This window comes from Prochlorococcus sp. MIT 1306 (assembly GCF_047304515.1).
Taxonomy (GTDB): domain Bacteria; phylum Cyanobacteriota; class Cyanobacteriia; order PCC-6307; family Cyanobiaceae; genus Prochlorococcus; species Prochlorococcus marinus_D.
In genome coordinates, this window is sequence record NZ_CP138959.1 from 1,293,224 (window position 1) to 1,318,733 (window position 25,510).

Consider the following 25,510-nt stretch of genomic DNA (forward strand, 5'->3'; position numbering starts at 1 on the left):
CACTCAAAGACTTCGCTTCGGGTCATGACGGAAGACCAGCACGCTCAGCGCTGGTAGGCAGAGTTCAAGAGACTGCTCATATCCATGGATATTGAATTCATCAGTGTTTTTACCGCCCATATTGCCGAGGTTTCTACCGCCGTAACAAGAGCTGTCTGTGTTGAAAACTTCCTGATAATAGCCACCAATAGGCACGCCAATTCTGTAATTTGAATGAGTTTGCGGTGTGAAGTTGGCGACGACGACAAGCCAAGTTCCGCCAATACTTTCACGACGCATAAAGCTGATTACAGAATGATGATTATCATTGCAATCAATCCATTGGAATCCATATTGATCAAAGTCATCTTTCCATAGAGCAGGCTCGGCTTTATAGAAAGTGTTGAGGTCATCAACCAATCTCTGCAGACCCTTATGAGGATCATGTGTCAACAGCTCCCATTGCAGGTCTCCCCATACATTCCATTCCGATCGTTGACCAAATTCCATTCCCATGAAGATAGTTTTCTTGCCAGGATGGGTCCACATATAGGCAAGCAATGCACGAACATTTGCACATTTCTGCCAGTCATCTCCGGGCATCTTATGGAGAAGATTGCTTTTACCATGCACAACCTCATCATGACTAAGTGCCAGCATGAAGTTTTCGGTGTAGGTATACCAGATCGAAAAAGTGATGTTGTTCTGGTGAAACTGCCTAAACCAAGGATCTAACTCGAAATAATCGAGCATGTCATGCATCCAACCCATATTCCATTTAAGGTTGAATCCCAGGCCGCCCATATCAGTGGGCTGAGTAACCATGGGCCAAGTTGTTGACTCCTCCGCAATTGAAAGTGCTCCAGGGAAGTGCTGGAAGAGAACGTGATTGGCCTGTTGGAGGAATCGAACTGCTTCTGTATTTTCTCGCCCTCCATCTTCATTGGCAATCCATTCTCCATCAGGTCGCAGATAGTCGCGATAAAGCATCGAAGCCACCGCATCAACACGAATACCATCAATATGGAATTGCTCAAACCAATACACAAGATTGGCAACGAGAAAGTTGCGAACCTCGTTGCGGCTGTAGTTGAAGATCAGCGTGCCCCATTCCTTGTGCTCACCAATGCGCGGATCAGAATGTTCGTAGAGATGGGTTCCATCAAAGAAGGCCAGGCCATGACCATCCTTAGGGAAATGGCCTGGCACCCAATCGATGATCACACCTAAACCTTCGGCGTGGCAGCGATCAACAAATGCACGGAATTCATCCGGACTTCCAAATCTGCTGGTGGGTGCATACCACCCTGTGACCTGGTATCCCCATGAGCCATCAAATGGATGCTCTGAGATTGGCATCAGTTCGATGTGGGTGAATCCCCGATCTTTCACGTAGGGGATTAACTGGTCGGCTAGTTCGGGATAGGTCAGGAGACGAGCTCCAGGCTTCATGTCAGCAGCGAGTACCGGCGCCCGGGGCGTGCCATCCAACTCGATATACGGTTCATCTGTTGCTGCATGAATCCAGCTGCCTAAATGCATTTCATAGACAGAAATTGGCTGATCGAGCGCATTACGACTATCCCGTTGCCGCATCCATTGCTCGTCCTGCCATTGATAGCGATCAAGCCTCGCGACTACGGAGCTTGTCGCTGGGCGCACCTCGTGCTGGAAACCATAAGGATCAGCTTTCTGATAGCAATGGCCGTCCTGGGTTCGGATTTCGTATTTATAAAGGGTCCCTTCTTTAAACCCAGGAATAAACAGCTCCCAAAGGCCTCCCTGGCGACGCTGCATCGGATGATGACGGCCATCCCATCCGTTTAATTCTCCGAGAACAGCCACACTGCATGCATGGGGTGCCCAGAGGCAGAACATCACTCCCTCAACACCCTCACGCTCCATCAGATGAGCGCCCATGCGTTGCCAAATGTGGTGATGGTTGCCCTCCGCAAAGAGGTGACGGTCCATCTCCCCCATCCATTCATCGTGGAAGGCCCAGGGGTCGTGCTGCTCATGCACGATTCCTGCGCGTTTAACCCGCAACTGGTATGTGCGGCCGGGATCTTGGTTGAGAGCTGCTTCGAAGATCCAGGAGTGATTGGGCGTTGTCATGGCAGTCGTTCTGCCATCACAAAGCAGCTCTACTTGGCTTGCCTCCGGCATCCAGATGCGCACGATCCATTGCCCCTCATGGGATTGAGGACCCAGCAGCGAGAAAGGATGATCGTGGCGACATTCAGCAAGTCTTTGGCCGTCTTGAACCACCCAGTCGAGGGCAACACTGGTGGTCATGGGGCAAGGACATCGATGGCCGGGAGCTTAGGTCGATTCATGGACCGCAAGGGCAGACTGAGCACCAGAGTGAGCAGTTGAATCAGCGAACGCTGATCAATCAGACCAGATCCGCTGAGAAATCCACGTTGATGATCTCCCCTTGACTGTTGAAAATGACAAAAAGGTTGTCTGTTAAATCGCCAAACTCAATGGTCACTAGAACCAGCTGCTGTTCCCCGCCTTGGCTGGCAACAATCGCATCTTTCACCTTTTGGAAACCTCCGGTGACGCGATTGAGTTTTGTCCACTTGCGTTGCAAGTCTTGTGGTTTCAACTCCTGTTGAAAACTCAGTTCAAGAAAGGAACGCGCAGCGATCCAGCGAGCAGATACCAAATCGTTAACGAAATCAATGGCTGATTGCTCGATCGGCAATGCTTCACCACTCCATTTCCATGCGATCAATTTCCCTTTCTGATCGAGGACCATGATCAACGGGACGTCGCCATCGATGGTCTCAACCATGGCGTCGACAGTGGTGTCGTCTATGCCTGGTGAGACGTCGACAATGCGACTTGACTTGACTTGAGGGCGCCTTTTCAGACGTTGTTGGATCCGTTCAGTGGTGGTGCTGCTGCGCAGGGCTTCTGAAAGTTGGCCATAGATGGTTTTCGCGTCTTGCACCACTAATGCCTTGAGCAGGATTTGCGCTGTTTTTGTCGCCTCAGTAGGGCTCAAGGTGGTCTTTTGAATGGTCTCCTGCGCTGCCACAGTCGGAAGGGTTAGTGCACTCAGGCCCATGGGCAATCCAAGGGATAGGCTCAGCAGGCAAACAGACAGCTTCAAAACTCTTGGGGCAAATCGAAATCTATTTTGCCGGAGTTCCATGGCAAAAGCCTCAACTTGGATCCATTGAGCTGCAGTGTCATGGTCACCACTTGGCAATGGGGTCCTGGAGGGCCACAGGGATGACGATCGTGGCCTGGGTTGACACCAATGGCCGGCCAGGCAGCGCCTGCGAGAGATAGGCGCAGATGTTCTCCTCGCTGCAGGTCTGCAAGTATTGGTTGAAGTTTCACCTTGCGCGGCAGCATGCGCAGGGCCTGCTCTCCTTGCACACGCAGAAAACCTGTTGAGAGCTGCTTCACCTCGCTGTTGCTGCGATTAACAATGGAGAGGGCAACGCAAAGGTCAAATCCCGGTTGATCTGACTGCACGGTCAGCTGCAGTAATGGGATCCCATTGAGTTGGAGAGGTTCCTGCAAAGCAGTGCTTGTGAAGGTAGCCACATCGGCGCGCTGGTCCACGGCGCTGCGCTCAGCAACTCCTGGTTTTGGGCTGAGATGTCCTCCCACTGCTTGAACCGGTCGCCAAGGGTCATGGACCACATAAACCACGCCGCCACCTTCCTTGTTCTGATGCAGGGTGCCTTCTGAGGGGTCCAAGCAGGCCATCCCTCCACTGAAAAGACTCCAGCCGGCATGGGCTGATGCTGTGGTCTGGGTGGGGCTTGCAAATGTCTGCCAAGAACAAGACGTGATATTCCAGATCCGCCCATGGGTTCTTGAATTCGTTAATGCTTTCGAAGATTGCAGATGGCGATCAAAGAACTCCAGCTGAAGTTGCTGTGCATCAGGCCACCACTGCAGGTGAGTCGCTGGACCGATGTGAAGTTCTGGACTACCACCTACTTGGCTTGATCGTTGATAGAGGTCAAGCAGGCCATTCAAATGGGGGTCCCACCAGCCACCCAGAAGCAGCATCGGTTGACGAAGCCAGGAATCCAAGGGCTTGTGTACAACCCAGCCTTGATCGTTTTGGCTCGCTTGCTGTAGCCATCTCAAGCTCATTCCATCGGGATCGTGGCGTTTCAGAAGTGCCGGACCCTCATACAGGTAGCTGTCGTCTTCCAAACTGCGACGAAGCTCTCTCCATGCTTCCCAGTTGCCACAGCGACGAGCTTGTAGTGCAGCAAGTTGCAGCCCCCAGGCCAAGCCAAGATGCCACCAGTGAGCACCTCCCTCACAACTCCAATGGTTGCGCTCATCAACTCCTGCCATCGCTGGTGCCAGACAGTCCGGTGGCGGCGTCCCGGGTTCGGCAAGCAGCTGTGTTAGGCCCTGATAGGAAAACCCATAGGTTCCAAGACGGCCATTGCATTCTGGCAACTCCCGAACCCATGCATGCGTCTGACTGGTATCAGAAACTTCTTGCAGGAAGCCATTGAAGTGGCCTTCGGAATCCCCTTGACCACGTACGTCCTGGACCACGACCAGATAGCCGTGACTTGCCCACCAACCAGGATGGATGTAAGTCACCGTTGAGGCGAGCGCACGTCCGTAGGGCTGACGCATCACGAGAGCAGGCCAGGGTCCCTCACCTTTCGGGACCCATAACCTGGCAACGAGCTTGACCCCGTCAGAGAGTGTCAGCCAGGCATCGTGCCAGTTCACGGATCCAGAGCTCGTTCGACCTTCAACGCACATCCGGGCAGTTCATTCCAATCACATAGGTGGCCAGAATCTCAGCGTTATTGGAGCTGAGATTGCGTTGGCGGGCGACTTCTGAGATCGCTTGAGATGAATAAGCAGAAACCCCTTTGGTATTGAGAGCCTTAAATTGACTGCACAATTCGCGCGCTTCGCCTGGGTTGTTTTTGACGCTTTCAAGAAGGCTGGACTGCGCCTTGACATCCGAAGCACTGGCAAGGGCTACGACGATCAGCGCTGGCAAATAGCGCATTGGTCCCAAAGATGCACGCTGTGATCATTTGAGACACTCTTGTCGGGATTGTGGGGCTTCGCTAGGTCAGTTCTGCAGTTGCCTAGTACGAGCAAGTTGGATCCAGCGATTCGCCATAGCAAGGTCCACGCTCGATTGTCGATGGTTATTGAGTTGGCGTTGTAACCGTCCCGTCTGATGCACGACATCCTGTGGAGTCGCAGCGGCCAAAGCGGCTGCAGTGGCAAGCCCGGAGTGGATCAGCAAGGCAGCATCCGCCAGTTCTAGATCTAGATCACAAACAAGTGCCGCCATGCCTCGCAATCGTTTCAGGTTGCGGGTCGTCGCAAGCCCTCCCTTAGCAAGTCGGTTGAGGTCCTGGTCCTCGAGGCGTTTCAATGCGCTCCATGTTGTGATCCCTGCGGCCACGAGCAAGGCTTGTTCGTCACGAAAGCTCTGAGGTAAATCTCCCAGAGGTTGATCAACCTGCATCACTTTTTTCGGCTAATGGCAGCGTGATGTTCTGACGCAAGTCGCGTATGACTTCACCGAGGATGACGGGTTGACTGACACCCTCTCCAACCGATTCCAGCCTGCGTAGCCGCACATGCACTTCACTGCCGTTATATCCACCGCGATGGATGTTGCCTGCTAGTTGCTCCAATGTGGCTTCGACCGCTTCATCAGGAAAGTCGTCGGGAGCCTGGGCGACAACAAGGTCCGTGCTGTTGTCAAACACCACGGGTACCACCAGAGCTCCTTCCACCTTGAGGGGGGGGGTATAGCTCACGCCAAAAGCCCAACAGCTTGCCAAAAGAAGAAGGTTGAAGCTGGTCACTCCCACCAGCCGGAAGCGTTGTCCCCAACGAACCAAGAAAGCAATCAGGGTCATTAGGCATAGGGCTAGGCCTGACCAGGCAAGCCATCCGGTTGCGGTTTCAATCAGCTCTGGAATGGACATGGACTGGTGAACCTCAGGAGAACTACTTATATTTCGCACGCTCCCAGGAAGGTTGACTCAAATCGATGGGACAGAAGAGTCAATCTTTGGCTAAAGGGCGATGGAAACGCCCTGCTGTTCTACTGCTAACCAGCAGCTTGGTTGTTTGGGTTGGCGCCGATCGAGTTGTTGCTGCCCTTCTTGAACGTCTGCGTCCGCAACTGGAGCAACAGCTTTCAAAACCTCTAGGCCATCCTTTAAAAATTGGTGCCTATCAGGGCCTGCGGCCCTGGGGTATGGCCATTGGTCCCACTGAAGTGCTGTCTGGAAGTCATGACGATTCCACAGCATCGCTCTCTGGTCTAACCATCAGCCTTGCCCCAATAGCCAGCCTGTTGCGTTTGCGACCCGTTGCCGTACTAACCCTTGAAGGATCACGGTTAACGCTGCGTCGTAATCACAAGGGTTTCTACTGGGTCCCTGGTCCATCCAAAGGCGAGCCTCCCCCAAAGGTTGATCTTCAGCTGCGGTTGACTCAGCCCGCCAGGGTCCGCATCGAACCCGCAAACTTGGAGTTCACCGCTACCACACGGGCAGACCTTCAGTTGGCGGAGGGATGGGCCAATGGGTCTGTCCAATTTGTATTGCCAGATCGTGGAAGATTCTTCCTAAAGGGACGTGGGCGCTGGGATCGTTTAGAGCTTGAGGCCCATGCTCGTTTGGACCAAATCAGCCTTAAACCATTGCAGGGGCTTTTGCCGGGAACGCTGCCCATGCAAATGCAGGGTCAGATTGGCGGTGACCTCCAAGTGAGTCTTAATCAGGGACGTATGGGCTGTAAGGGATCCCTGTCATTGGTTCGATTCCAATTAGCGGGGCGTCCCCTCAAAAAGTCACTCTCATCTCGTGAAGCCAAGATCAACTGTCGTCAAGATCGTCTTCAGTTACCTCTCAGCCAGTGGCGTTACGGCCCTTGGACCGCTTCTCTCAAGGGAGGTGCTCGTCTCAATCACTCCTACAACCTCGACCTCAAGGTCAACCAGCGGCAACAAGGGCATGCCTTCCAAGCCCGGATCAATGGACCTTGGCATGAGCCCAATCTGCACGCCAGTGGCCGCTGGATTCTTGCCCCAAAGATCCCCGTTGATGGTCCGCTGCAACTGAACTTGCAGATGCGCACCAACTGGCGCAATCCCAAGGCCTTCAGGGCCGTTATTGACACGTTTGATGTTCGTGGTCCAGGTCTTCAGGTCCGTGCAAGGGGGCCCCTCTATCCCGAGTTAGGGCTGAGCACCCAGCGCCTGGAGTTTGCAGGCCCTGCATGGCAGCCCATCCCTGTGCTTGCTGATCTTCTCGGCAGCCAATCCTTGATCAAAGGCAAACTTCAGCTTGAGGGCCCTTCATCGAGCCCCCAACTTCAGCTAAGCCTTGCTCAGCAAGGTAATCCTTTGCTGGAAACCTGGTCTCTGCGAGCGGGGTGGTCAGCAGATTCCGGTTTGCTCCGCTTAAGGCAGTTCAACAGTCCCCTGCTCAAAGTTGTGGCGGACTTGCCTCTCTCAGTTGATCAAGGACGCCTACGCAGTGGAGAACTGCAGGCCAATCTGAATTTGAGTCCTTTCCCTTTAGCTCGTATTGGTCCGCTTCTCGGCACCTCTTTGGCTGGAACCCTTGCTGCTTCGGGTCAGGTGAGAGGGCCATTCTCGGCCCTTCGGCCAAATCTTTCCCTCCGGGTGGTGAATCCAGAGGCTGGAGGGTTGCGATTGTTGGAAGATTGGCAAGGGAACTTGGCCGGACTCCCTACTGGGGGTAGCACTCTGCTGATGGAATCAGTGGGGGCGGTGATCCCTGGGCAGCTCTCAGCTCGATTGGGACGCGACTGGTTGCCACAGGAGTTGGCGATTAACCGTGGCGATGGCCGTCTCTCGCTAAACGGCATCCCAGCTCGCTATCGCTGGGAGTTGAACAATTTCAAAGTGGATGGAATTGAGGCGGCCCTGTCTTCAAAGCAGCGATTTGAAGGCGTTTATGGTCAACTCAGCGGGTCAGGCAGCCTGGGCCTTCAGCCCCTGGCCATAGAAGGCCAAGTCACCATCAGCAATCCAGGATTGATGGGTCTGCAATTTCAACAGGCTTTGCTTCAGGGGAGGGTCGCCAACCAGCGCTACAAGCTGACTGGTGAGCTGCTACCAGCGGATACAGGCCAGATCAATCTTGCAGCAGGAGGTCGCCTTGGTGGCGAACTCTCTGCTAAGGCAAAGGCACGCGGTCTAAGCGCGCGTTGGCTGATCTCTAGTGCAGAGCAACTTTCTAATTTTAATGATGTTCTTCCAGCTTCGATTGGGCGAGCCCAAGATCTGGGCACTCTGTTGATGCAAACCTTGGGAAGGTCTCTAGATGATCAGCTCAAAGTCTTGGCAGCGGCGCAGGCTTCCGTCAATCGTTTCGACCAGCAAAATCGTCGTAGCAAGATCATCCATCCAGAAGATCTACGTGGGCAGATTGATGCGGTGATCGATCTGAAGGGTCCCGATCTGTCCAAACTCAATCTGGGGCTAAAGGCCAGCGGTCATCTCTGGACAGAAAGTGAGGATCAGGATCACGCCCTACAAGTCAAACCCATTTTCGCCTCGATTCAAGGACCACTGCATGGTGGGGAAGGGTCGTTTTCACTGCTTCACGTTCCCTTTTCTCTGCTTTCGTTGGTTGCACCTCTACCTCAAGCACTGCGAGGCGCTCTGGGACTTTCGGGTCGATACAACCTCAGACGGGGAACCCCTGAAATCACAGCTGACCTAGTGATGGAAAGCGCCAGGTTGGCTGAGAGCAAATTGAGCTTGGACAAAGGGCAGATCCTCTTGAATGATGCCCTCCTGAACCTCGACTTCGCGCTGCGAAGCTCTTCTTCCAAAGAGGCTGTAACCATTACCGGTCAAGTGCCTCTGGATCCCTCCTTGCCGATAGACGTCAGGGTTGAGAGCCACGGCGACGGCCTACATTTTCTGGCTGATTTTGCTGAAGGTGCGGTCGCCTGGAAGGGCGGTAACTCCGACCTCAAGTTGTTGTTTAGCGGCAGCCTTAGCGCTCCTCAGGCGAATGGATTTTTGGTGGTGCAAAACGGCGAATTCGTCGTCATGGAACAAGTTGTCAAGGGGTTGGAGGCTGCCATGGTTTTTGACTTCAATCGCCTTGAGGTGCAGCGTCTCAAAGCCAAGATTGGTTCGAAGGGCATCTTGCAAGGTGCGGGATCCATTGCCTTGCTTCGCCCTGCACCTGAAGACCAGCCCCTGACCATCGAGATCAGTAAGTCCCGTTTTAAGTTGCCAAAGGCTGATGTAGGGGTGGCCGCCAAGCTCAAGTTCACGGGTGCCTTACTGAAACCCTTGATTGGTGGTGAGCTCACGATCAAAGAAGGAACGATCTCACCCGCCGGCTCAGGGCTTCTGCGACCGATCAACTCTGCCATTCAATCCACCAAAAGGCCTGGAGCCGGAGAGGCGATAGCGACTTCCAGCAGCCCCAAAGTTGTTAATGCCAACACCCTGCTTGAGGAGCAGTGGGATTTCAAGAAACCCTTGGTCTTACTTGGACCAGATGTAGACGTCAGTCGGAGGAAGATGTTGAGCTCCGTGATTCCCAACATCCCCTCTATCAGCTTCGAAAACCTGCGTTTAAAGCTGGGGCCAAATTTGCGCATCACTGCTAATGCGCTGGCCAATTTCAGTACAGAAGGGTTGCTCAGTTTGAATGGCCCCCTAGATCCAAAGCTTCAGGCTCGTGGTGTGATTCGGCTACTGAATGGGCGGCTGAATCTGTTTACGACGTTCTTCAGTCTTGATCAGCGAGCTGCGAATGTCGCTGTGTTTACTCCTTCTCTGGGCCTAATCCCTTACGTTGATGTCGCCATGAACAGCCAGGTCTCCGACAGCATCAGCATCGGCACCGACAGTAATGCCGCATCAGCGAATGTATTTGATACCAATGGCACAGGTGCTCTTCGGGCCGGAGGACAGTTCCGCTTGATCAAAGTAATGGTGAAGGCCGAGGGACCTGCAAATCGTCTTTTCCAAAACATTGACTTACGCAGCTCGCCGTCACTGCCTCGTGCTCAATTGCTGGGGTTAATTGGAGGAAATTCACTGGCAGGGTTGTCGGGAGAAGGTGGTGGTGCGGCACTAGCGACTGTGATCGGTCAATCTCTTCTCACGCCTGTTCTTGGAACAATCTCTGATGCTTTCAGTCAACGAATGCAAATCGCCCTTTATCCTGCATACGTCTCGCCGGTTGTGACGAGTCAACAAGAGCGCGTTTCTGGGCAAGTCCCACCCACTCTCGAGTTAGTCACAGACATTGGTATTGATATCACTAAGCGACTTAACGTTTCTATTTTGGCGACACCAGACCGCAACGATATTCCTCCGCAAGGCACCCTTACTTATCAAATCAGTCCCAGCATGAATCTCTCAGGTTCTGTAGACAGCCAGGGGATTTGGCAGAGCCAATTGCAATTATTTTTCCGCTTTTGACCAATTGGCAACCGACTTAGCTCAGTTCATTGGTGTCGATTTGGGAGGTACCGCGATCAAGTTAGGTCGATTTGATCAGCAGGGCCATCTGTTGGCAGAAACCGAGTTGCCAACCCCTCAACCCTCGGTGCCAGGTGCTGTCACAGTTGCTCTTTGCGAAGCTATCGAAACTGTTGATCCAAACCATCATGCTGCATTCGTGGGAGTGGGCTTGCCAGGACCAATGGATGCTGAAGGGCGGGTCGCCAGGGTCTGTATCAACCTGCCTGGATGGCTGGAGGTTCCTTTAGCCGACTGGTTGGAACCACGACTGAATCGGCACGTCACCCTGGCGAATGATGGCAACTGTGCTCTCGTTGGTGAAGCATGGCAGGGCGCGGCCCAAGATTTTCAAAACGTCGTTCTGCTCACTCTTGGCACCGGAGTAGGTGGGGGCGTCATGCTTGGGGGGCAATTGTTTGTCGGTCATAACGGGGCTGCAGCCGAGCCTGGTCTGATTGGGGTGGATTCTGAAGGTCCCAGCTGCAACAGTGGCAACCAAGGCTCCCTAGAGCAGTACGCCAGCATTGGCGCCCTTCAACGTCTATGGGCTGGGGACCCAGAAGAATTAAGCGAACGAGCTGCTTCTGGCGATCGCGAGGCTCTCGAGATCTGGGAAACCTATGGCCGCAAACTTGGGGTGGGAATCAGTTCTCTCGTCTATGTTTTCACCCCTCAGCTGGTGCTGGTCGGAGGAGGTCTTGCAGGTGGAGCAATTCATTTCCTACCAGCGGTCCGTCAGGAAGTAGAGAAGCGGGTGCAAGCTGTGAGCAGGGAGGGTTTGCAGATTCGCTCCTGTGCCCTTGGGAATGGAGCTGGTCGCCTGGGGGCAGCTCGACTTGCCCTTCAACGTCTCTTAAGTGTCGGCAATGCCCCTTGAGGCGTAATGATGAGCACAGCTGTGCCGCGCTGTGATGACAACTTCTCCTGGAGTTCCTGAGCCTTCCACCCAGTTGCTGCGACTTGCAGCAGAGGTGCGGCAAGCAGCCATGGCTCTTGGGCAAAGTGATGACAACCAGCGGCGTAAGGCCCTGAAAGCAATGGCCAATGCTTTGCTGTCAAGCTCTGAGCAGATCGTGAGGGCTAATCGACTCGATTTAGAGAAGGCTCGAACTGAGGGACTTGCTTCTTCCCTGATGGCGCGGCTCAAGCTTGATGAAAGCAAACTCAATTCGGCTATCGAGGGGCTCAGGCAGTTGGCTCAGTTATCTGATCCCCTTGGTTTGCGTCAGTTGCATCGTGAACTCGATCAAGACCTTGTACTGGAGCGCATCACCGTTCCTCTTGGAGTCCTGGGGGTAATCTTTGAGGCGCGCCCAGATGCCGTAATTCAAATCGCTTCACTGGCGATTCGCTCTGGCAATGGCGCACTTCTCAAGGGCGGCAGCGAAGCAAGCCACACCAATCAGGCCATCATTGAGGCGTTGAAGAATGGTCTGGCTGAAACAGAGATCGATCCCGAGGCAATTGCCTTACTCACGACCCGTCAGGAAAGCCTTGCCCTACTTCGCCTTGATCGCCTAGTGGATTTGATCATCCCTCGCGGCAGCAACGAACTGGTGCGTTTCATTCAGGACAACACACGAATTCCGGTTCTTGGTCATGCAGACGGAATCTGTCATCTCTATCTCGATGCCGCAGCGGATCTGAAGCAGGCCCTCCAGATTGCAATCGACAGCAAGACCCAGTACCCCGCAGCATGCAACGCTATTGAAACTCTGCTCATTCATCAGTCCATTGCACCGTCGTTTTTAGAGCTTGCAATTCCTGCCTTTCGTCAGGCCGGGGTTCGTCTGCTTGGCGATTCAGCTAGCCGAGCTTTAGGAGTAGAAGAGTCAGCAAGTGAAGAGGATTGGGCTACGGAATATCTCGATCTAATTCTGTCAGTGAAAGTGGTGCCTGATCTAGAGGGAGCCCTGGATCACATCCGTCGCTATAGCTCCCGTCACACGGAGGCGATTGTCAGCAATGATCAGCAGACGGCTGAGCGTTTTCTCCAAGCTGTCGATAGTGCCGGTGTTTTTCACAATTGCTCCACGCGTTTTGCCGATGGATTCCGTTATGGCTTTGGAGCCGAGGTTGGAATCAGTACTCAAACACTGCCTCCAAGGGGGCCGGTTGGCTTGGAAGGGCTGGTGACCTATCGCTATCGGTTGCGTGGACAAGGCCACATTGTGGCGGACTATGCCAATGGTGAATGCATGTTCACGCACCGGGACCTACCGCTGTGATCAATCGTCTCCCTTTAGGAGCCATTCATGTTAACGATGTGCGCTTGTGGGCTCACGTGGGTGTGCTTGACCATGAAAGACGTGAAGGTCAGTGGTTCAGCTTGGATTTCAGCCTTTGGTTAGACCTTGACAAGGCTGCCCTGGATGATGACCTCAATGCCACTGCGGACTACAGCTTGGCTATTGGTGCAATGCAACGACTCTCCTTTGAACTGAAGTGTTTCACCATCGAACACTTCAGCGAGCAATTGCTAGTGCTCTTGGAAGATCTCTACGGTCCTGTGCCGATGCGAGTGCTTGTGCGTAAATGTGCTGCGCCGGTGCCTGGGTTTAGTGGCAGTGTGGCTGTTGAGAGGTGTCGCCATTGGCCAACACCCTGATCTTTGTTAAGGCTTTTCGCGATGTTTACGCATGTCGCATCAGTGGATAAACCCCGTCGACCATTGGTGCTTGTACATGGTCTTTGGGATACCCCGCATCTTTTTAGGCGGTTGGTGAAGGTACTCGAACAGCATCAGCTACCTCTACAGATCCCCCACTTGCCTCATCGCCTGGGAGTTGTTCCGCTTTCCAAGCTGGCCGAAACGTTGGATCAGCTGATCGTTGAGCAGTGGGGGGCCGAGACGGTTATCGATGTACTTGGATTCTCGATGGGAGGGGTGATCAGTCGAATTTGGCTGCAACAACTAGGTGGATCACGACGAACGCATCGTTTTCTGAGTGTAGGAAGTCCACAGCGAGGCACAATCACAGCCCAGTGGATTCCCTCCTGTTTGTTTGCTGGTTTGGCGGATATGAAGCGCGGCAGCCCCTTACTGCGCCAGCTCAACGGTAACGTTTCAGCCTTAGAAGACATTGAATGCAGCAGTTATTTCTGTCGATGGGATGTCATGGTTGTTCCAGGCTGGCAAGCCGTATTACCGGTGGGTGAGCAACAGGCCGTTCCAGTAATCACGCATCAACAATTGATGTCTCATCCGCTGGCATTGAAGTTGCTGATTTCAAAGCTTCTCAGTAATTAACTTGGCGAAGTCGAGTTACCTGACCAAACTGAGCGAACACTCATAAACAAGCACACAGATGTGTTTCTCAGCGTCAGCCAGCTTTACGGCTGCAGCGGTCCTCATGCCCTTAGGGCTTTATACCCACCATCTTGCGTCTGAAGCGAAACGTCCCGGCTACAAACCTCTAGCCCTAGTACCGTTCTTCTTCGGGCTACAGCAATTTATTGAAGGTTTTGTATGGGTGGGATTAGGTCACGGAGAAACAGTGGCTTCACCGACCGAACCTCTCACCTCAATTACTTCTGTCGGCTTTCTATTTTTTGCCTATTGCTTCTGGATGATATGGATTCCATGGAGCGCATACTCGATTGGGCGTCATTCCGAAAGTGAAGGAGTCAAGAGAGCTTTACGCTGGGTTTGGATTATTGGTTCCATCCTTGGAATCTCATTCTGGCTGCCTTTATTAGTACATCCACCGTTGGTCCAGCCAGGACTAGTGACAGGCGGAAGGATCGTCTACAACGTCAACACCATCTTCCATAATTTCATCAATACAGAGCCTATTGGAGAACTAATTTATTGGTCTTGGATTGTTATTCCATTGCTGATACTTAAAGACAAAGCCGTCAAACTCTTCGGAGTATTAATTGTATTGTCTATCATTCTGACACTGTTTACATATAGCATGGCTTTCAATTCAGTATGGTGCTTCTACAGTGCCATTCTCTCAATTGTTGTTCTCTGGATCGTAAATCGTCCGGAGATGCGTCGTGCCTGATGCTCTTCTACAGGGCTTAAGCGGACTCAGTCAAGGCCTTGATTCCATGGCTGAGGTACTGCTTAAAATGGAGGCTGGGGTTGGATTGTTACTGGCAGTTGGCCTTTCAATGTCAGCAGCACATTTCTTTTCTCTTCTTGCTAATCGTTTAGGTCCTGTGCAAATTGCCGTGCATTTATTCTTTGATGCGCTAGGCCTAAGCCTAGCTTTTCTAATGGGAATTCTCTGTGACAGCTTGATACTTACGTCTCTCAAGTCTGTGCCTTTACATCCGATTACTTTTGCAAGCCATATGCTACCAGCAATTTGGCCAGGATTATTTTATATTCTTGTCGGAGCTCCTTATATTAGTGATCTAATTGCTGTAACACTTTTCGCATGGATTCACCTCAATGTAGTTGTTTTGTTAAAAGCTCTTTATGGTATACCTCTCCAGCAAGGCTTGGTCATGGCCCTTCCTGGTTTCGCCTTGGCACTTGTTTTAATTGCGCTCTTGTTCGCTCAGAGGTGGAAATCAAGTTACGCCCAACTAGCACGAGAAGTGGCTCTTGATCATTGAGTTGGATCTGATCTGAGATCATGACTAAGACTAGATCATCGCTTCGCCATCATCGTGAACTGCTGCTTACAAGCCGCAGGACAGTTGTTGTTTTGATGCTGGCCTCAGCCATCCTTTTGTTCCTGTGCGTAGCTGTGATTCGTCGCGATGCTATTGCATTAGTAACCAGCGAATCACTTGATGAGCTTCTTAAGCTTGCGGCACTTCTGGTGATCATCTTGGTCCCTATGTCAGGTATTTATTCAGTGATGCTTGACTTTGTCTTCTGGGAAGGATGGCTTGATGGTCTTCCTAACCCAAGCGATCTATTTGCTGAACTATCCCCGAATTTTTCTGGACATCGGCATTACATCATTTACCTGGATGGCATTCATCAAAGTGAAGAAGACCATCCTCCACGGGTGAGTCGATTCCTCTCGCAACTAGAAGAGGGAATTGATCATGAGTCTATTTTAGTCAAAGGTATTGAGGCTTACACAATCATGCCTGTTGCACTGCGTTCAGATTCATACAGTCAGTGGTTCTGGCGAAGATTATTTTCTCTACAAGAGCATCATCCCAATTCATTAGTTCGTTTTCTAAGCGCCTTTTGTGTACAAGCCAATAATGTGATCAAAGTGGGAATTTCCTCTGACCGCCGTTATGGCCCAGTGATGAATTATGAGCTTGCCTTGAAAATCGCGCGTCGTCTTGAATCGCTTGGCTTCCATCCAAGTAAAGCTGTGCGTCTGGTATTAGTGGGTTACAGCGGAGGAGGAGAGATGGCTATTGGGACGGCGGAGATCTTGCAACAACTTTGTCGTGTTCCAGTACAGGTAATCACTGTCTGTGGAGTGTTCAGTGGGAATGGCGCTTTAGAGGAGATCAATCGTGTGGCTATGGTCGTGGGCGGGAAAGACCCTGTTGCTGCTCTTGGTCAGGTGGCTTACCCCGGGCGTTCGCCACTGTTGCCATTGTCAAACTGGAATCGATGGCAACGCAAAAGGAAGCTTGCTCGCTATGAAATTTCCGGTATGAACCATTGTGGTCACTCAGGACCATTCAGTGATGATTTCAGCACTAAGGTCGTTGATGCAATTTGTCGTGAACTATGTATGACCAGATAAGCGCCTATCAAGTCAGGCTTTACATAGGTTTTTCGCATTAATGCAAGTTGTTAGTACGACCAGTTTTGCAAGCAATGATTGAAATTTTCAGCGGAGAAACTATCTAACATGTGAGCTAACTAAGCTATAACCTCCCAGCCTTCTATCCACTCATGAAGAAATCTCGTAAGACGCCAAAAGGTGCTGAAGCCTCAGTTACTGTTAAGGCAATTAAAAGTCAATCAACTCATCGAGCATCGTGTAACGCTTGCTGATTACCCTACATCTAGCCATCTAGCAGCCCTTACCAATCTAGAGTGAAATAAAAGAGCTGTCCTGCGTTCGAAATTTCAGGGAAGTGTGTTCATCATTGCTTGAATGAAGTGTTCCGAGCTAAGGCATTGGTTTGACTATAAGAATATCCTGCTTGTCGACTGATAAGGGAGAGTTGATAGTTTTCATAGTCCCAGCACCAGCAAGATGCAACTCTAAATTCAAAGTTTCAAGAAGGGTCGATAGTCAGATTATTTCTCTTAAGCGGTGTAGAGTGCAATTGTAGTGAATTAGGAAGGACAATGGACTACATTCACGACCTCATAAGGCAAATCGGCAAACTAACAACTGAGGAAGGTGAACTTCCTAGAGAGTTAATAGAGAAACTAGAGAAGACAGCTGAGGATTATTATGATGTTGAGAGAGACGCTGGCGGAGCCTATAAACAGAAGGAATGGAAACATCCATACACTTCATTCTGAATTAATGATCACTTCTTATTAAAGGCAATCCCTTTAGCTAGTCAAATCGGAAGGAAGTAATAATTTTCAAGTTACCAGGTTCTCCATCCATGCTGTTAACCATATTCATTAAAAGCTCTTCCTCTAATAACTCCACCAACAACATTTTCAAGGTCATCATCAGAGAAAATCTGCCTCCCTTTCACTGGAATTGAGTCATTCTCTTAGACATCAGTCATCGTTGTAAATATTTCTTGGCATCCATTCTACAAACGTAGAGGAGTGACATGCAGCAGCCTGGCAAAGTGGATCCAATAGTGTTGCCTTCGCTCATTTCTTTAACTTATGCATTTTGAAAACAGTTTTGTCAACCAGAAATCAATCTGCGCTGATGCAAACCGGCGAGCATGAACACAACTGCCATTAGTAGATAGCCCATTGCCCAGGAGCTACCAACGCCCCAGCCAAGCTCCAGGACAGTATCGGTCTGGGTGAATCGCCAGGCGTGGATGATCCCAATCCATGAGGCTGCAGATGCGAGGAAAGAAGTAATGCTTGCTGCTAAAAAGCGTTGTTCGATCACATAAACCAACATTGCCGCTAGCAGCATGGCGGTAATAATTTGTCCTTGCTCAAGGGCAAAAGCGCCACTTGCCCATACATCAGCTTCTTGAAGCCTTCCTAATAAAGCTGAATTAAAAGGTTCTGAATTGCTTCCGGCGCCTCCTGCGCGCAAACCAGCCTTGATCAGTGATGCACCCCATCCTGCTAATCCAGGAAGCAGGCCAAGAGCTACTGCCGGTGCATGGGTGCTGGGCGTGGATTGAAAGGCTTGAGCAGCAATCACGATGCCGATATAGAGCACGATCGCCATGCCTGCCTCAATAGGTACCAACTCTGCGACCAAACCAAAAACACCTAGAAGACAAGCGCTACCCATTACCAAGCCATTTAGCCAGGAATAGCCAATGCGAGCCCCCATTTCCTTCCAGGCTGGATGGCCGATATAAATGGTTGTAGGGAAACAAGACCCCAGACCTGCGGCAGCCATTGTGCCGATGCCATCGATCAATAAAGAGCTTCGAACGCAATAACGATCACCTGCCGCCTCTGCGCTTTCGATGTTTTGAAGAGAACCCAGCACGTTGAATAGGCCCATTGGCACAATCACCCCTAGCCAGGGCAGCAGCTGGCCACGAGCATGCCAAAGATTGGCGATTTCTAGGTGAGGAAGGCGCAAGCCAATCTGACTTGCTTCCTGACTCCAACGGCTAGCGTCGCTATTGATTAATCCAGTACTCCAAGCAAGCCCCACGCCAATAACAACAGCAAGCAAGCCACCAGGAATGGGCAATCGCAAGCGTCCGTAATAGGTGACCAGAACAATTGCTAGTACTGTCAGCCCCACTACAGGTTGGGCATAGGTACGCAGCAGAAAACCAAGGGCGATGTAGCCAAGAGCAATTCCGGCGAGAGTGGCAAGTAATGCAGCCCTAGGCAGCCAGCGACGCAGTACCCCTGCTGTAAAAGCCCCTACTGTTTCGATCAGCCCAGAACCCAGGCAAGCCACCATCCCTGCTTGCCAGGAGAGGCGAACAGCGCTTGCCTCATCCATTCCCTGGCCCAGTGCGGTGAGTTTCACAGGGAGCATTACCAAAAACACATAAGCAAACAGGCTCACGGTGTTAATTCCGTAGGGCAGAGCTGTCCGATCACTACGTTTTTCGATGCTGGCAAGTTGATGAGCCTGATGCGCATAGGCAAGGTTGCCTATCAGCAGGCTTATTCCTGTGGCAGGAAGGATTGTGCCGAAAACTAATTCATTCGGATAGCCGAGCACGTTGCGGCATAAGGCAATTATCAAGAGGACTTGAATCAAGTTATCGAGGCCAAGTCCTAGGAATCCGTCGACATCTCCACGGACGAACCATTGCGGCCTCCAGTGCTTCTGCTTGAGATCTGAATGCATGGCAGTTGGGTAAGACCAGTTCAATCATGTCTTGCTACTTCCTGATGTTGCAAGACAATGTCTTTTCAAAAGAGCCTTGCTTGGTAATTAGGAGGCAGTTCGAGTGGGCGATTTATGCTTTTTCAAGCTTCATGTCTGCTTAGTTAGCACGTGTACTTTTCGCAAGCACGATTCCCTTGATTGAATTGCCTGTAGCTTCTTTTAGGTATTAAAGGCTTAAATGAACTTGATGCTTAACCAATTCTATGCATCATGATCAAAAGCATCTACTTTGATTTCTCGTGACTAAGAAGCTTGATGAAATCCCCCCAGAGCCAATTCTTTCTTTCGATAGGCTTGTTAACTTCACTGATGAGGTGGTGGATCATCTGCTTAGCATTGGCTCGCTCGGCTTCCGGTTGATCTATCTATAAATGAAAATTTGCGCTGGTATCGCTTTAGAGATCCACTTCGCCGTTGAGGTTCCTCACAAGCGCAAATGTACTGTGGCTGGGTTGACAGCTTGAAAGCCTCTGCATTGCCTCTAATCGTGCAGAGCCTTGCAGGCTCAGATCCTGGGGCAACGTGTCAAGGCCCCATCGGTAGCGATCTACCACACTAGTGTTGATACAAAAGCCCTGATCAAGAAGGTTGTCGAGGCTACGGCGCAGTCGTTCTCGCCATATTCCTCCCAGTGTCAGTGGAAATAAATGGGTAGAGCCGTTAAGGCATTGCTCCAGTAGGGCTGTTGAATCAATGCAATAGCCCAGGGCTCCATACCCCCCCTAGGTGTAGCTTTTGCGAGCTTGCCTCCATATTGTGCACCGCTGCGATTAATTCGGTGATCTCTATTGCATCGGCGAGGCGTTGCTGTGTTAATGGCTCGCTGGGGTATGCGACTGTTCCATTGTGGCGATCGTTCTGCCAGGGCCGATGCAGATCATTCATCGCGACCCAGCCATTCATGCCTTCTATACCCTGGCAATACTGCAGTAAAATTGAATCATTGTCTTATGGTTGCAGCTCAAGCTCGAAGCTGCAATGCGGCAACAAGCTGAGGATCTCCTGGTTGCGATCATCCTCCAGACCCGTTCGATATGGAATCGCCAAAGGGACCTGAAGCCATCTCCCGCTTTCCTTGGCTTGGCTAGCTCCCAGGCCGAAGCTGGCCACACTGGCTCTAATTCGTCCGCAACAGTGCCAACCCTGTCGGTTCAGCAACTCAATGAGTTGACGTCCTGAGGTTAGCCCCTCGAATAAGAAAGGTTCAGAGGGATGCAATGCCTCTGGTAGACGATTGGCGGCTAGGCAGTTGAGCACCTGAGCCATGAGCTCATTCATGCGTTGAGAAGACTCGTTCTGAAGCATGACCAACCCCTCGTTGTGCCAGACCAGGCCACTACCGAGTGCAGTGAGACCTTTCCCTAAAGGGGTTCGACCAAGCTGTTTCGGGTCAAAAAGTGCATCACTAGTGATTGGCTAGTTGGCCAGTAATCGACAGTTCTTTAAATTGCCCGGCACCCCCACACCATTTCCTGGCTTTAGGGCAACTGAGGGTTGGCGCCAGAGTTCCAGGGCACTGGGCGGTTTGTTCTCCGGAGTCGGCAGCAGATGCTGTAGGTCATCAGCTAACGCTGCCAACAGCAAAGGGCTTAGCAAACCATCTTCTAATAGGGTTGCAATCCCTCGTAGACGTTCAGGAAGAACGGCCGGAGCTATCCTCCAGCCTCTCGGCAGCATTCCTATCAGGGGGATTAGGCGGCGATGATCGAGATCACGCAACAACTCACTTAGCAACTGTTCTCGGCTTATGCCGCGACGCAAGCTGCTTGTTTCAAGCACCTCCTCAAGTGCAATCAGTTGTGCCGTGTGGATATCGTCATGCTCGTCTTGGCCCCAGCTTTGTGATAACGCTAGAGGGTTAAGAGAGTGCGGTATCTCTTCAGCCATCTCCTCACTTAGCCGCAGCGCTTGCGGCTAAGCCGGAATGGCGAATCAATGCCTCGGTGGTCGCTGGTCGCCCGCGGAATTGCTGATAGACGTCTGCTGGGGAATGGCTACCTCCCAAACTGAGAACTGTGTCGCGAAAGCGAGCGCCAGTGAGCCGAATTTGATCTTCAAGTTCCAGACCAGCTTCCTCAAAGGCAGCAAAGGCATCAGCACTAAGAACTTCTGCCCACTTGTAGGAGTAGTACCCGGCGGAATAACCACCGGCGAAGATGTGGCCAAAGCCACAGAGGAATTGATCTTCGGCGATCGGAAGCATCACCGTGGTGGTCTCAGCAATCTGACGGCGAAGCTGATCTGGACTCACACCGAGATCTGGTGTCCAGCAACTATGCAAGCGCAGATCAGTGAGAGCGAAATGCACCTGGCGCAGAGTTGCCAAACCGGCATTAAAGGTGCGGCTGGAGCGCAATTTTGCGAACTCCTCCTCCGGAAGCGGTTCGCCAGTCCGCCAGTGACGTGCCATCCCCATCAACGTGGTGCGATCGAGGCACCAGTTCTCCATGAACTGGCTAGGCAGTTCCACTGCATCCCATTCCACGTTGTTGATTCCTGCAGCCTGTGGATACTCAACGGTCGTGAGCATGTGCTGAAGACCATGGCCGAACTCATGGAACAAAGTCTCCACCTCATCGAAGCTCATCAGACTTGGTGTATCTGCTTGCGGTGGGGTCTGGTTACAAATCAAATAGGCCACAGGAAGAATCGATTGGCCCTCGAGGCTTTTGCTGCGTATCAGGCATTCGTCCATCCATGCCCCCCCTCGCTTGCTGGCTGGTCGGCTATAGGGATCGAGGTAGAACGCTGCCAGGTCTGAACCATTGGCATCCAACACCCGGAAATAACGCACGTCTTGATGCCAGATCGGAGCCTCACCGTCGGCACTTTGAATGCGAATGCCAAAAAGACGTTCACAAAGTCCGAACAAACCTTCCAAAACCTTTGGCAGGGGGAACCAAGGGCGCAGCGCTTCTTGATCAAGGTCAAAGCGCTCTTGCCTCAACCGTTCAGCCCAGAAGTTCACATCCCATGGTTTGAGCTGGCTGGCCTCTGGAGCTCCATGTTTTTTGGCACATGCCTCGAGCTCAATTAACTCCGTTTGGGCGGCGGGTAAAGCGGCAGCACGCAACTCCTCAAGCAACTGCTCGACGGCCTCAACGCCCTCGGCCATTTTGCTGGCCAGGCTGAGTTCAGCCCAGTTCATGTAGCCAAGCCTTTGAGCTTGCTCAAGCCGAAGGCTTAGCAGCTCTTCAATCAATGGTTGATTGTTTAACTCACCTGCACTGGCTCTACTCACATGAGCCTTGTAGAGCGTTTCACGTAGCCCTCGATCTTTTGCATGGGTGATGAAGGGGATGTAGCGGGGCATATCTAGACCTAATCGCCAGGGACCCTGCTCCGCTGTCGGTTCTCCACCGTCTTCTCGATGATCTCCGGCTTGCTTGGCTGCTGAGGACAAAACCTCCAAGGCCCTCTGCGGCAGTCCGTCAACTTGTGCTGATCGATTGAGGAGCAGGCTCCATCCCTGGGTTGCATCCAGGACGTGATTGCTGAAGCGGGTCGACAGCTCGGCCAGTTGCTCACTGGTGGTATTAAAAGCCTGCTGTGCGTCGTCATCGAGACCCACGCCTCGTTGATCCATGGAGAGTAATTCCGCGTTCAAAATCCGCTGTTGAGTCGAATCCAGTAATGGCCTTGAGGTCTGGTCTTTCAGCCGGCGCAGGGCACGATGAAGTGTTTGGCTTTGGCCCATAAGGTTTCCAATGCGCACCACCTCTGGTTCCTGTGCAGCGTGAGCTTGTCGTAATTCAGAGGTATTGCAGACGCCGTTGAGATGGGATACAACTCCCCAGCTCCAACGCAATTGCTCTTGCAGCTGATGCAGGGGAGACATGACTTGTTCCCAATTAATGCTCTTGCCAGATGCCAAAACTTTGTCTAGGTCTTGTTCCAGCTGGCTGAATTGTTTGTTAAGAGCAGAGAGAAGTTCAGGAATGTGATCCTGAACTTGTTGAGCATTAATGGCAGTGAAGTTTGGGATTCCTTCACCCTGGAGGAGGGCTGGTGACTTTATTTCGTTCACAGCAACAGGCATTATTCAGCCAAGGGGTAGCAGGGAACCTTGGGCAACCAAGCTATGGCTAATCAGTCGGTCAGCGAGAGCATTGGTTGAAGCCTCATAGAGATCGATGGCGACTCGAGGCCAAAATCCGATCACCAATGTGGGCACAATCAGACTGAGCCCAATGGTCAGTTCTCTGGGGTTGATGTCTTCGATCATTGCAAGGGCGGGAATCCTGGGGCCAAAAAAGACCCGTCGACACATCGACAGCAAATAGACGGGGGTAAGCACCAGTCCAATCGCCGCCAGCACGATCGTGATAACCCTGAATATTGAAGTGAATCCTTCCTGACTAATGATGCCGAGGAAGACGGTGATTTCACTGACAAAGCCGCTCATTCCTGGCAGGGCGAGGGAAGCCAGGGAGCTGGCCAAGAAAAAAGCGAAGGTGATTGGCAAGACCTTGGCCAGACCACCCATGTTGGGGATGGAGAGGGTCTGCGTGCGTTCGTAGAACGTTCCTGTGACAAAAAACATGGCTGCTGCAATCAGGCCATGGCTAATCATCTGCAGCATGGCCCCACTGATCCCGAGAGCATCGATCGCGCCGATACCCAACAGAACGAAGCCCATGTGACTCACAGAACTGCAGGCAATTCGTCGTTTCACGTTGTCTTGAGCAAAGGCGTTGAGTGCTCCGTAGATGATGTTGACGATCCCAATCACGATCAGGGCCGGCGCTAGCTGAAGATGAGCATCAGGCAGCATTTGCACGTTGAAGCGCAAAAGGGCATAGCCACCCATCTTTAGGAGTACCCCTGCCAGCAGCATCGAAACTGGTGCGTTGGCTTCTCCATGGGCATCTGGCAGCCAGGTGTGGAGAGGAAACATCGGTAGCTTTACGCCAAAGCCCACCAGAAAGCCCAGATAACAGAGGAGTCCAAGGCTGCCTTCTGGAGATCGATTGGCCAGCTCAGTGAGGTTGAGCGTGAACTCACCACCCGAAAGTGCCAGAGCGAGTCCGCTGATCAGGATCAGTAAAGACGCTAGAGCGGTGTAGAGAATGAATTTGGTGGCGGCATATAGACGTCTGCTTCCGCCCCAAATGGCAATTAGCAGGTAGACCGGAACCAGCTCTAGTTCCCAAGCAAGAAAGAACAGCAGGAAATCTTGAGAGAGGAAAACCAGCCCCTGGGCAGAAGCCTGAACCAACAACAGGGCGAAATAAAGCCTTGTCTTGCTTTGCACCTTCCAGCTAGCTGCCACGGCAAGAAGAGTGATCAGCCCGCTAAGTACAACCAGAGGAGCCGAAAGGCCGTCTGCTCCGAGAGACCACTCCAGGCCGATGAAGGGAATCCAACTAACCCGTTCAACCAGCTGAAGCCCTCCATCCTGGCCATCAAACATGCGGCTAAACACAACCAGCATGAGCACGAAATCCACCAGCAGAAAGGCCAGTGCAAAATTGCGTGGTGCCTGGGAGTCACTTGTTTCATTCCCTGGCAACAGAGGCATCAACAGGGCACCCATTGCCGGCAGCAGCACGATCAGGGAAAGCCAGGGGAATGAGGCCTGGGACGCAGCCGTCAGCGGCAAATTGGCGTCCATGGCAGGCAAGAGAATGCGAAGGAACTGATCAGCCCCGGGGCGGGCGCTTGAGTATATCTACTCATCCTCAATCTGAGGTTGCCAGTGGCTCCCTCCTGTCTGAATGCTAAGCAGTGGTGCCCTACTTGCTACACCCTCGGCCTCCCAAGCTTTTACCATTGCCTGACTGACTGCTTGCCCTTTATCCTCCGGGCACAGAGCCAGCACGCTGGGGCCAGCTCCGCTGATGGCACAACCCCAGGCTCCGGCATTCAGAGCCGCATCGCGAACATCCAAACCACCTTTGATTAATGGCCAGCGATAGGGCTCATGCAATCGATCGTGCATCCCATCTGTAATCAGGTCGCCGTTTCCTGTCCGCAGTCCCTGCAGCAGGAGCGTAAGGGCACCAAGGTTTTCTACGGCATCGCTGATCGGAATGTCTTTAGGCATGGCGCGCCTTGCCTCGCTCGTGCTTAGGCGAATAGAGGGGATTGCTACAACGGCTTTCACGGAATTGATCCAGACACAACGAACAACCCGCCAGCGTTGCGAGGCTGCCTTGGCAGTCAAGCAAAGACCTCCTAGAAGAGAAGGCACCACATTGTCGGGATGTCCCTCAATGTCAATGGCCAGTTCCAACAGTTTTTCTTTGCTGAGCGGTTCGCCCACCAAGGCATTGGCTCCGACCAACCCTGCCACGATGGCACTGGCACTGCTTCCTAGGCCTCTTGCGGGGGGTACCGCAAGCCTCACTTTGGCTTCTAGTCCCACCGGTTCGAGCCCTGCGGCTTTCCACACCCTCTGGGCGGCGCGATAAATCAGGTTGTTGGGCCCACCGCGTAGGTGGCTTCCCTCATTGCCTTCAATAATGAGTTCAAAGCGTCCGCTATCCCCTTCGATCCGCCGCATGGCAAAACGGTTGTTGAGGTCAAGGGCAGCACCAAGGCAGTCGAAGCCAGGACCAAGGTTGGCGGTGGTGGACGGTACGTCAACCACAATTTTTTGGCCGATACTCGGCTGCGCCATCCCTACTTG

22 protein-coding genes are annotated in these 25,510 nt (G+C 52.2%); 9 read left to right on the forward strand and 13 right to left on the reverse strand.

The genetic code is table 11. The features are described from left to right. Positions 1-3 precede the first annotated feature (3 nt). The 6 genes from glgB to SIB74_RS06640 form a co-directional block, all read right to left on the reverse strand. Positions 4-2,274: a 1,4-alpha-glucan branching protein GlgB gene (gene glgB / locus SIB74_RS06615; protein WP_063395685.1), complete on the reverse strand. Its 2,271-nt coding sequence runs from the start codon at positions 2,272-2,274 to the stop codon at positions 4-6. Between the two features lie 100 nt (positions 2,275-2,374). Next, positions 2,375-3,142 carry a DUF3887 domain-containing protein gene (locus SIB74_RS06620; protein WP_063395684.1) on the reverse strand — a complete coding sequence of 256 codons (768 nt, stop codon included), beginning with the start codon at positions 3,140-3,142 and terminating at the stop codon, positions 2,375-2,377. After that, the gene (locus SIB74_RS06625) at positions 3,097-4,740 is read right to left on the reverse strand and encodes a CocE/NonD family hydrolase (RefSeq protein ID WP_063395683.1); all 1,644 of its coding nucleotides are present in this window, start codon (positions 4,738-4,740) and stop codon (positions 3,097-3,099) included. Before SIB74_RS06625 ends, SIB74_RS06620 begins: the two co-directional genes overlap by 46 nt. After that, on the reverse strand, positions 4,730-4,996 hold the full coding sequence (locus SIB74_RS06630; RefSeq protein ID WP_011129820.1) for a hypothetical protein: 267 nt from the start codon (positions 4,994-4,996) through the stop codon (positions 4,730-4,732). The genes SIB74_RS06625 and SIB74_RS06630 overlap by 11 nt, the downstream gene beginning before the upstream one ends. 66 nt (positions 4,997-5,062) lie before the next feature. Further along, on the reverse strand, positions 5,063-5,467 hold the full coding sequence (locus SIB74_RS06635) for a DUF4332 domain-containing protein (RefSeq protein WP_011826468.1): 405 nt from the start codon (positions 5,465-5,467) through the stop codon (positions 5,063-5,065). After that, entirely contained in the window at positions 5,457-5,936 is a 480-nt protein-coding gene (locus SIB74_RS06640) for a Ycf51 family protein (RefSeq protein ID WP_063395682.1), read from the reverse strand. Before SIB74_RS06640 ends, SIB74_RS06635 begins: the two co-directional genes overlap by 11 nt. A 65-nt stretch (positions 5,937-6,001) precedes the next feature. Here SIB74_RS06640 and SIB74_RS06645 point away from each other — a divergent pair, with 65 nt between their 5' ends. From SIB74_RS06645 to SIB74_RS06685, 9 genes are all read left to right on the forward strand, one after another. After that, positions 6,002-10,438, forward strand: coding sequence for a translocation/assembly module TamB domain-containing protein (locus tag SIB74_RS06645; protein WP_063395681.1), 4,437 nt, complete (start codon positions 6,002-6,004; stop codon positions 10,436-10,438). 4 nt (positions 10,439-10,442) lie between these two features. Continuing rightward, positions 10,443-11,357, forward strand: a complete 915-nt coding sequence (locus SIB74_RS06650; RefSeq protein ID WP_011826471.1) for an ROK family protein — start codon at positions 10,443-10,445, stop codon at positions 11,355-11,357. Positions 11,358-11,391: 34 nt separating this feature from the next. After that, positions 11,392-12,708 (forward strand): glutamate-5-semialdehyde dehydrogenase, encoded by a 1,317-nt coding sequence (locus SIB74_RS06655; RefSeq protein ID WP_063395680.1) that lies wholly within the window; start codon positions 11,392-11,394, stop codon positions 12,706-12,708. Continuing rightward, positions 12,675-13,088 carry a dihydroneopterin aldolase gene (locus SIB74_RS06660; RefSeq protein WP_063394962.1) on the forward strand — a complete coding sequence of 138 codons (414 nt, stop codon included), beginning with the start codon at positions 12,675-12,677 and terminating at the stop codon, positions 13,086-13,088. The genes SIB74_RS06655 and SIB74_RS06660 overlap by 34 nt, the downstream gene beginning before the upstream one ends. A 21-nt stretch (positions 13,089-13,109) precedes the next feature. Continuing rightward, positions 13,110-13,730 (forward strand): esterase/lipase family protein, encoded by a 621-nt coding sequence (locus SIB74_RS06665; RefSeq protein ID WP_063395679.1) that lies wholly within the window; start codon positions 13,110-13,112, stop codon positions 13,728-13,730. 58 nt (positions 13,731-13,788) lie between these two features. Beyond that, positions 13,789-14,490: a hypothetical protein gene (locus SIB74_RS06670; protein ID WP_063395678.1), complete on the forward strand. Its 702-nt coding sequence runs from the start codon at positions 13,789-13,791 to the stop codon at positions 14,488-14,490. A gap of 46 nt (positions 14,491-14,536) precedes the next feature. After that, positions 14,537-15,049: a hypothetical protein gene (locus SIB74_RS06675; RefSeq protein ID WP_063395980.1), complete on the forward strand. Its 513-nt coding sequence runs from the start codon at positions 14,537-14,539 to the stop codon at positions 15,047-15,049. Positions 15,050-15,069: 20 nt separating this feature from the next. After that, positions 15,070-16,155, forward strand: coding sequence for a hypothetical protein (locus SIB74_RS06680; protein WP_063395677.1), 1,086 nt, complete (start codon positions 15,070-15,072; stop codon positions 16,153-16,155). Positions 16,156-16,709: 554 nt separating this feature from the next. After that, positions 16,710-16,889, forward strand: a complete 180-nt coding sequence (locus tag SIB74_RS06685; protein ID WP_063395676.1) for a hypothetical protein — start codon at positions 16,710-16,712, stop codon at positions 16,887-16,889. 346 nt (positions 16,890-17,235) lie between these two features. Here the strand turns inward: SIB74_RS06685 and SIB74_RS06690 are convergent, their stop codons facing one another. The 7 genes from SIB74_RS06690 to thrB form a co-directional block, all read right to left on the reverse strand. Continuing rightward, a complete protein-coding gene (locus SIB74_RS06690) occupies positions 17,236-18,837 on the reverse strand; it encodes a hypothetical protein (protein WP_063395675.1) in 1,602 nt (533 codons plus the stop codon). 732 nt (positions 18,838-19,569) lie between these two features. Beyond that, positions 19,570-19,782, reverse strand: a complete 213-nt coding sequence (locus SIB74_RS06695) for a hypothetical protein (RefSeq protein ID WP_231906042.1) — start codon at positions 19,780-19,782, stop codon at positions 19,570-19,572. Between the two features lie 45 nt (positions 19,783-19,827). Next, positions 19,828-20,184: a hypothetical protein gene (locus SIB74_RS06700; RefSeq protein ID WP_231906041.1), complete on the reverse strand. Its 357-nt coding sequence runs from the start codon at positions 20,182-20,184 to the stop codon at positions 19,828-19,830. Positions 20,185-20,295: 111 nt separating this feature from the next. Continuing rightward, a complete protein-coding gene (locus SIB74_RS06705) occupies positions 20,296-20,766 on the reverse strand; it encodes a hypothetical protein (RefSeq protein WP_231906040.1) in 471 nt (156 codons plus the stop codon). Between the two features lie 4 nt (positions 20,767-20,770). Then, positions 20,771-22,918 (reverse strand): M3 family metallopeptidase, encoded by a 2,148-nt coding sequence (locus SIB74_RS06710; protein WP_063395674.1) that lies wholly within the window; start codon positions 22,916-22,918, stop codon positions 20,771-20,773. A 3-nt stretch (positions 22,919-22,921) separates the two neighbouring features. After that, complete coding sequence (locus tag SIB74_RS06715; RefSeq protein ID WP_063395673.1) at positions 22,922-24,493, reverse strand: NAD(P)H-quinone oxidoreductase subunit 4; 1,572 nt, start codon at positions 24,491-24,493, stop codon at positions 22,922-22,924. Positions 24,494-24,550: 57 nt separating this feature from the next. After that, complete coding sequence (thrB, locus tag SIB74_RS06720) at positions 24,551-25,501, reverse strand: homoserine kinase (protein ID WP_063395672.1); 951 nt, start codon at positions 25,499-25,501, stop codon at positions 24,551-24,553. Between the last annotated feature and the right edge of the window lie 9 nt (positions 25,502-25,510).

Bases quoted from the DNA above. Each gene is read 5' to 3' on its own strand.
- SIB74_RS06680 (WP_063395677.1), top strand. From the start codon at position 15,070: ATGACTAAGACTAGATCATCGCTTCGCCATCATCGTGAACTGCTGCTT.
- SIB74_RS06665 (WP_063395679.1), top strand. From the start codon at position 13,110: ATGTTTACGCATGTCGCATCAGTGGATAAACCCCGTCGACCATTGGTG.
- SIB74_RS06705 (WP_231906040.1), bottom strand. From the start codon at position 20,766: ATGGCTGAAGAGATACCGCACTCTCTTAACCCTCTAGCGTTATCACAA.
- SIB74_RS06685 (WP_063395676.1), top strand. From the start codon at position 16,710: ATGGACTACATTCACGACCTCATAAGGCAAATCGGCAAACTAACAACT.
- SIB74_RS06710 (WP_063395674.1), bottom strand. From the start codon at position 22,918: ATGCCTGTTGCTGTGAACGAAATAAAGTCACCAGCCCTCCTCCAGGGT.
- glgB (WP_063395685.1), bottom strand. From the start codon at position 2,274: ATGACCACCAGTGTTGCCCTCGACTGGGTGGTTCAAGACGGCCAAAGA.
- SIB74_RS06695 (WP_231906042.1), bottom strand. From the start codon at position 19,782: ATGAATGGCTGGGTCGCGATGAATGATCTGCATCGGCCCTGGCAGAAC.
- SIB74_RS06670 (WP_063395678.1), top strand. From the start codon at position 13,789: ATGTGTTTCTCAGCGTCAGCCAGCTTTACGGCTGCAGCGGTCCTCATG.
- SIB74_RS06630 (WP_011129820.1), bottom strand. From the start codon at position 4,996: ATGCGCTATTTGCCAGCGCTGATCGTCGTAGCCCTTGCCAGTGCTTCG.
- SIB74_RS06660 (WP_063394962.1), top strand. From the start codon at position 12,675: ATGCATGTTCACGCACCGGGACCTACCGCTGTGATCAATCGTCTCCCT.
- SIB74_RS06620 (WP_063395684.1), bottom strand. From the start codon at position 3,142: ATGGAACTCCGGCAAAATAGATTTCGATTTGCCCCAAGAGTTTTGAAG.
- SIB74_RS06715 (WP_063395673.1), bottom strand. From the start codon at position 24,493: ATGGACGCCAATTTGCCGCTGACGGCTGCGTCCCAGGCCTCATTCCCC.
- SIB74_RS06700 (WP_231906041.1), bottom strand. From the start codon at position 20,184: ATGCTTCAGAACGAGTCTTCTCAACGCATGAATGAGCTCATGGCTCAG.
- SIB74_RS06645 (WP_063395681.1), top strand. From the start codon at position 6,002: ATGGGACAGAAGAGTCAATCTTTGGCTAAAGGGCGATGGAAACGCCCT.
- SIB74_RS06635 (WP_011826468.1), bottom strand. From the start codon at position 5,467: ATGCAGGTTGATCAACCTCTGGGAGATTTACCTCAGAGCTTTCGTGAC.
- thrB (WP_063395672.1), bottom strand. From the start codon at position 25,501: ATGGCGCAGCCGAGTATCGGCCAAAAAATTGTGGTTGACGTACCGTCC.
- SIB74_RS06655 (WP_063395680.1), top strand. From the start codon at position 11,392: ATGACAACTTCTCCTGGAGTTCCTGAGCCTTCCACCCAGTTGCTGCGA.
- SIB74_RS06640 (WP_063395682.1), bottom strand. From the start codon at position 5,936: ATGTCCATTCCAGAGCTGATTGAAACCGCAACCGGATGGCTTGCCTGG.
- SIB74_RS06675 (WP_063395980.1), top strand. From the start codon at position 14,537: ATGGCTGAGGTACTGCTTAAAATGGAGGCTGGGGTTGGATTGTTACTG.
- SIB74_RS06690 (WP_063395675.1), bottom strand. From the start codon at position 18,837: ATGCATTCAGATCTCAAGCAGAAGCACTGGAGGCCGCAATGGTTCGTC.
- SIB74_RS06625 (WP_063395683.1), bottom strand. From the start codon at position 4,740: ATGTGCGTTGAAGGTCGAACGAGCTCTGGATCCGTGAACTGGCACGAT.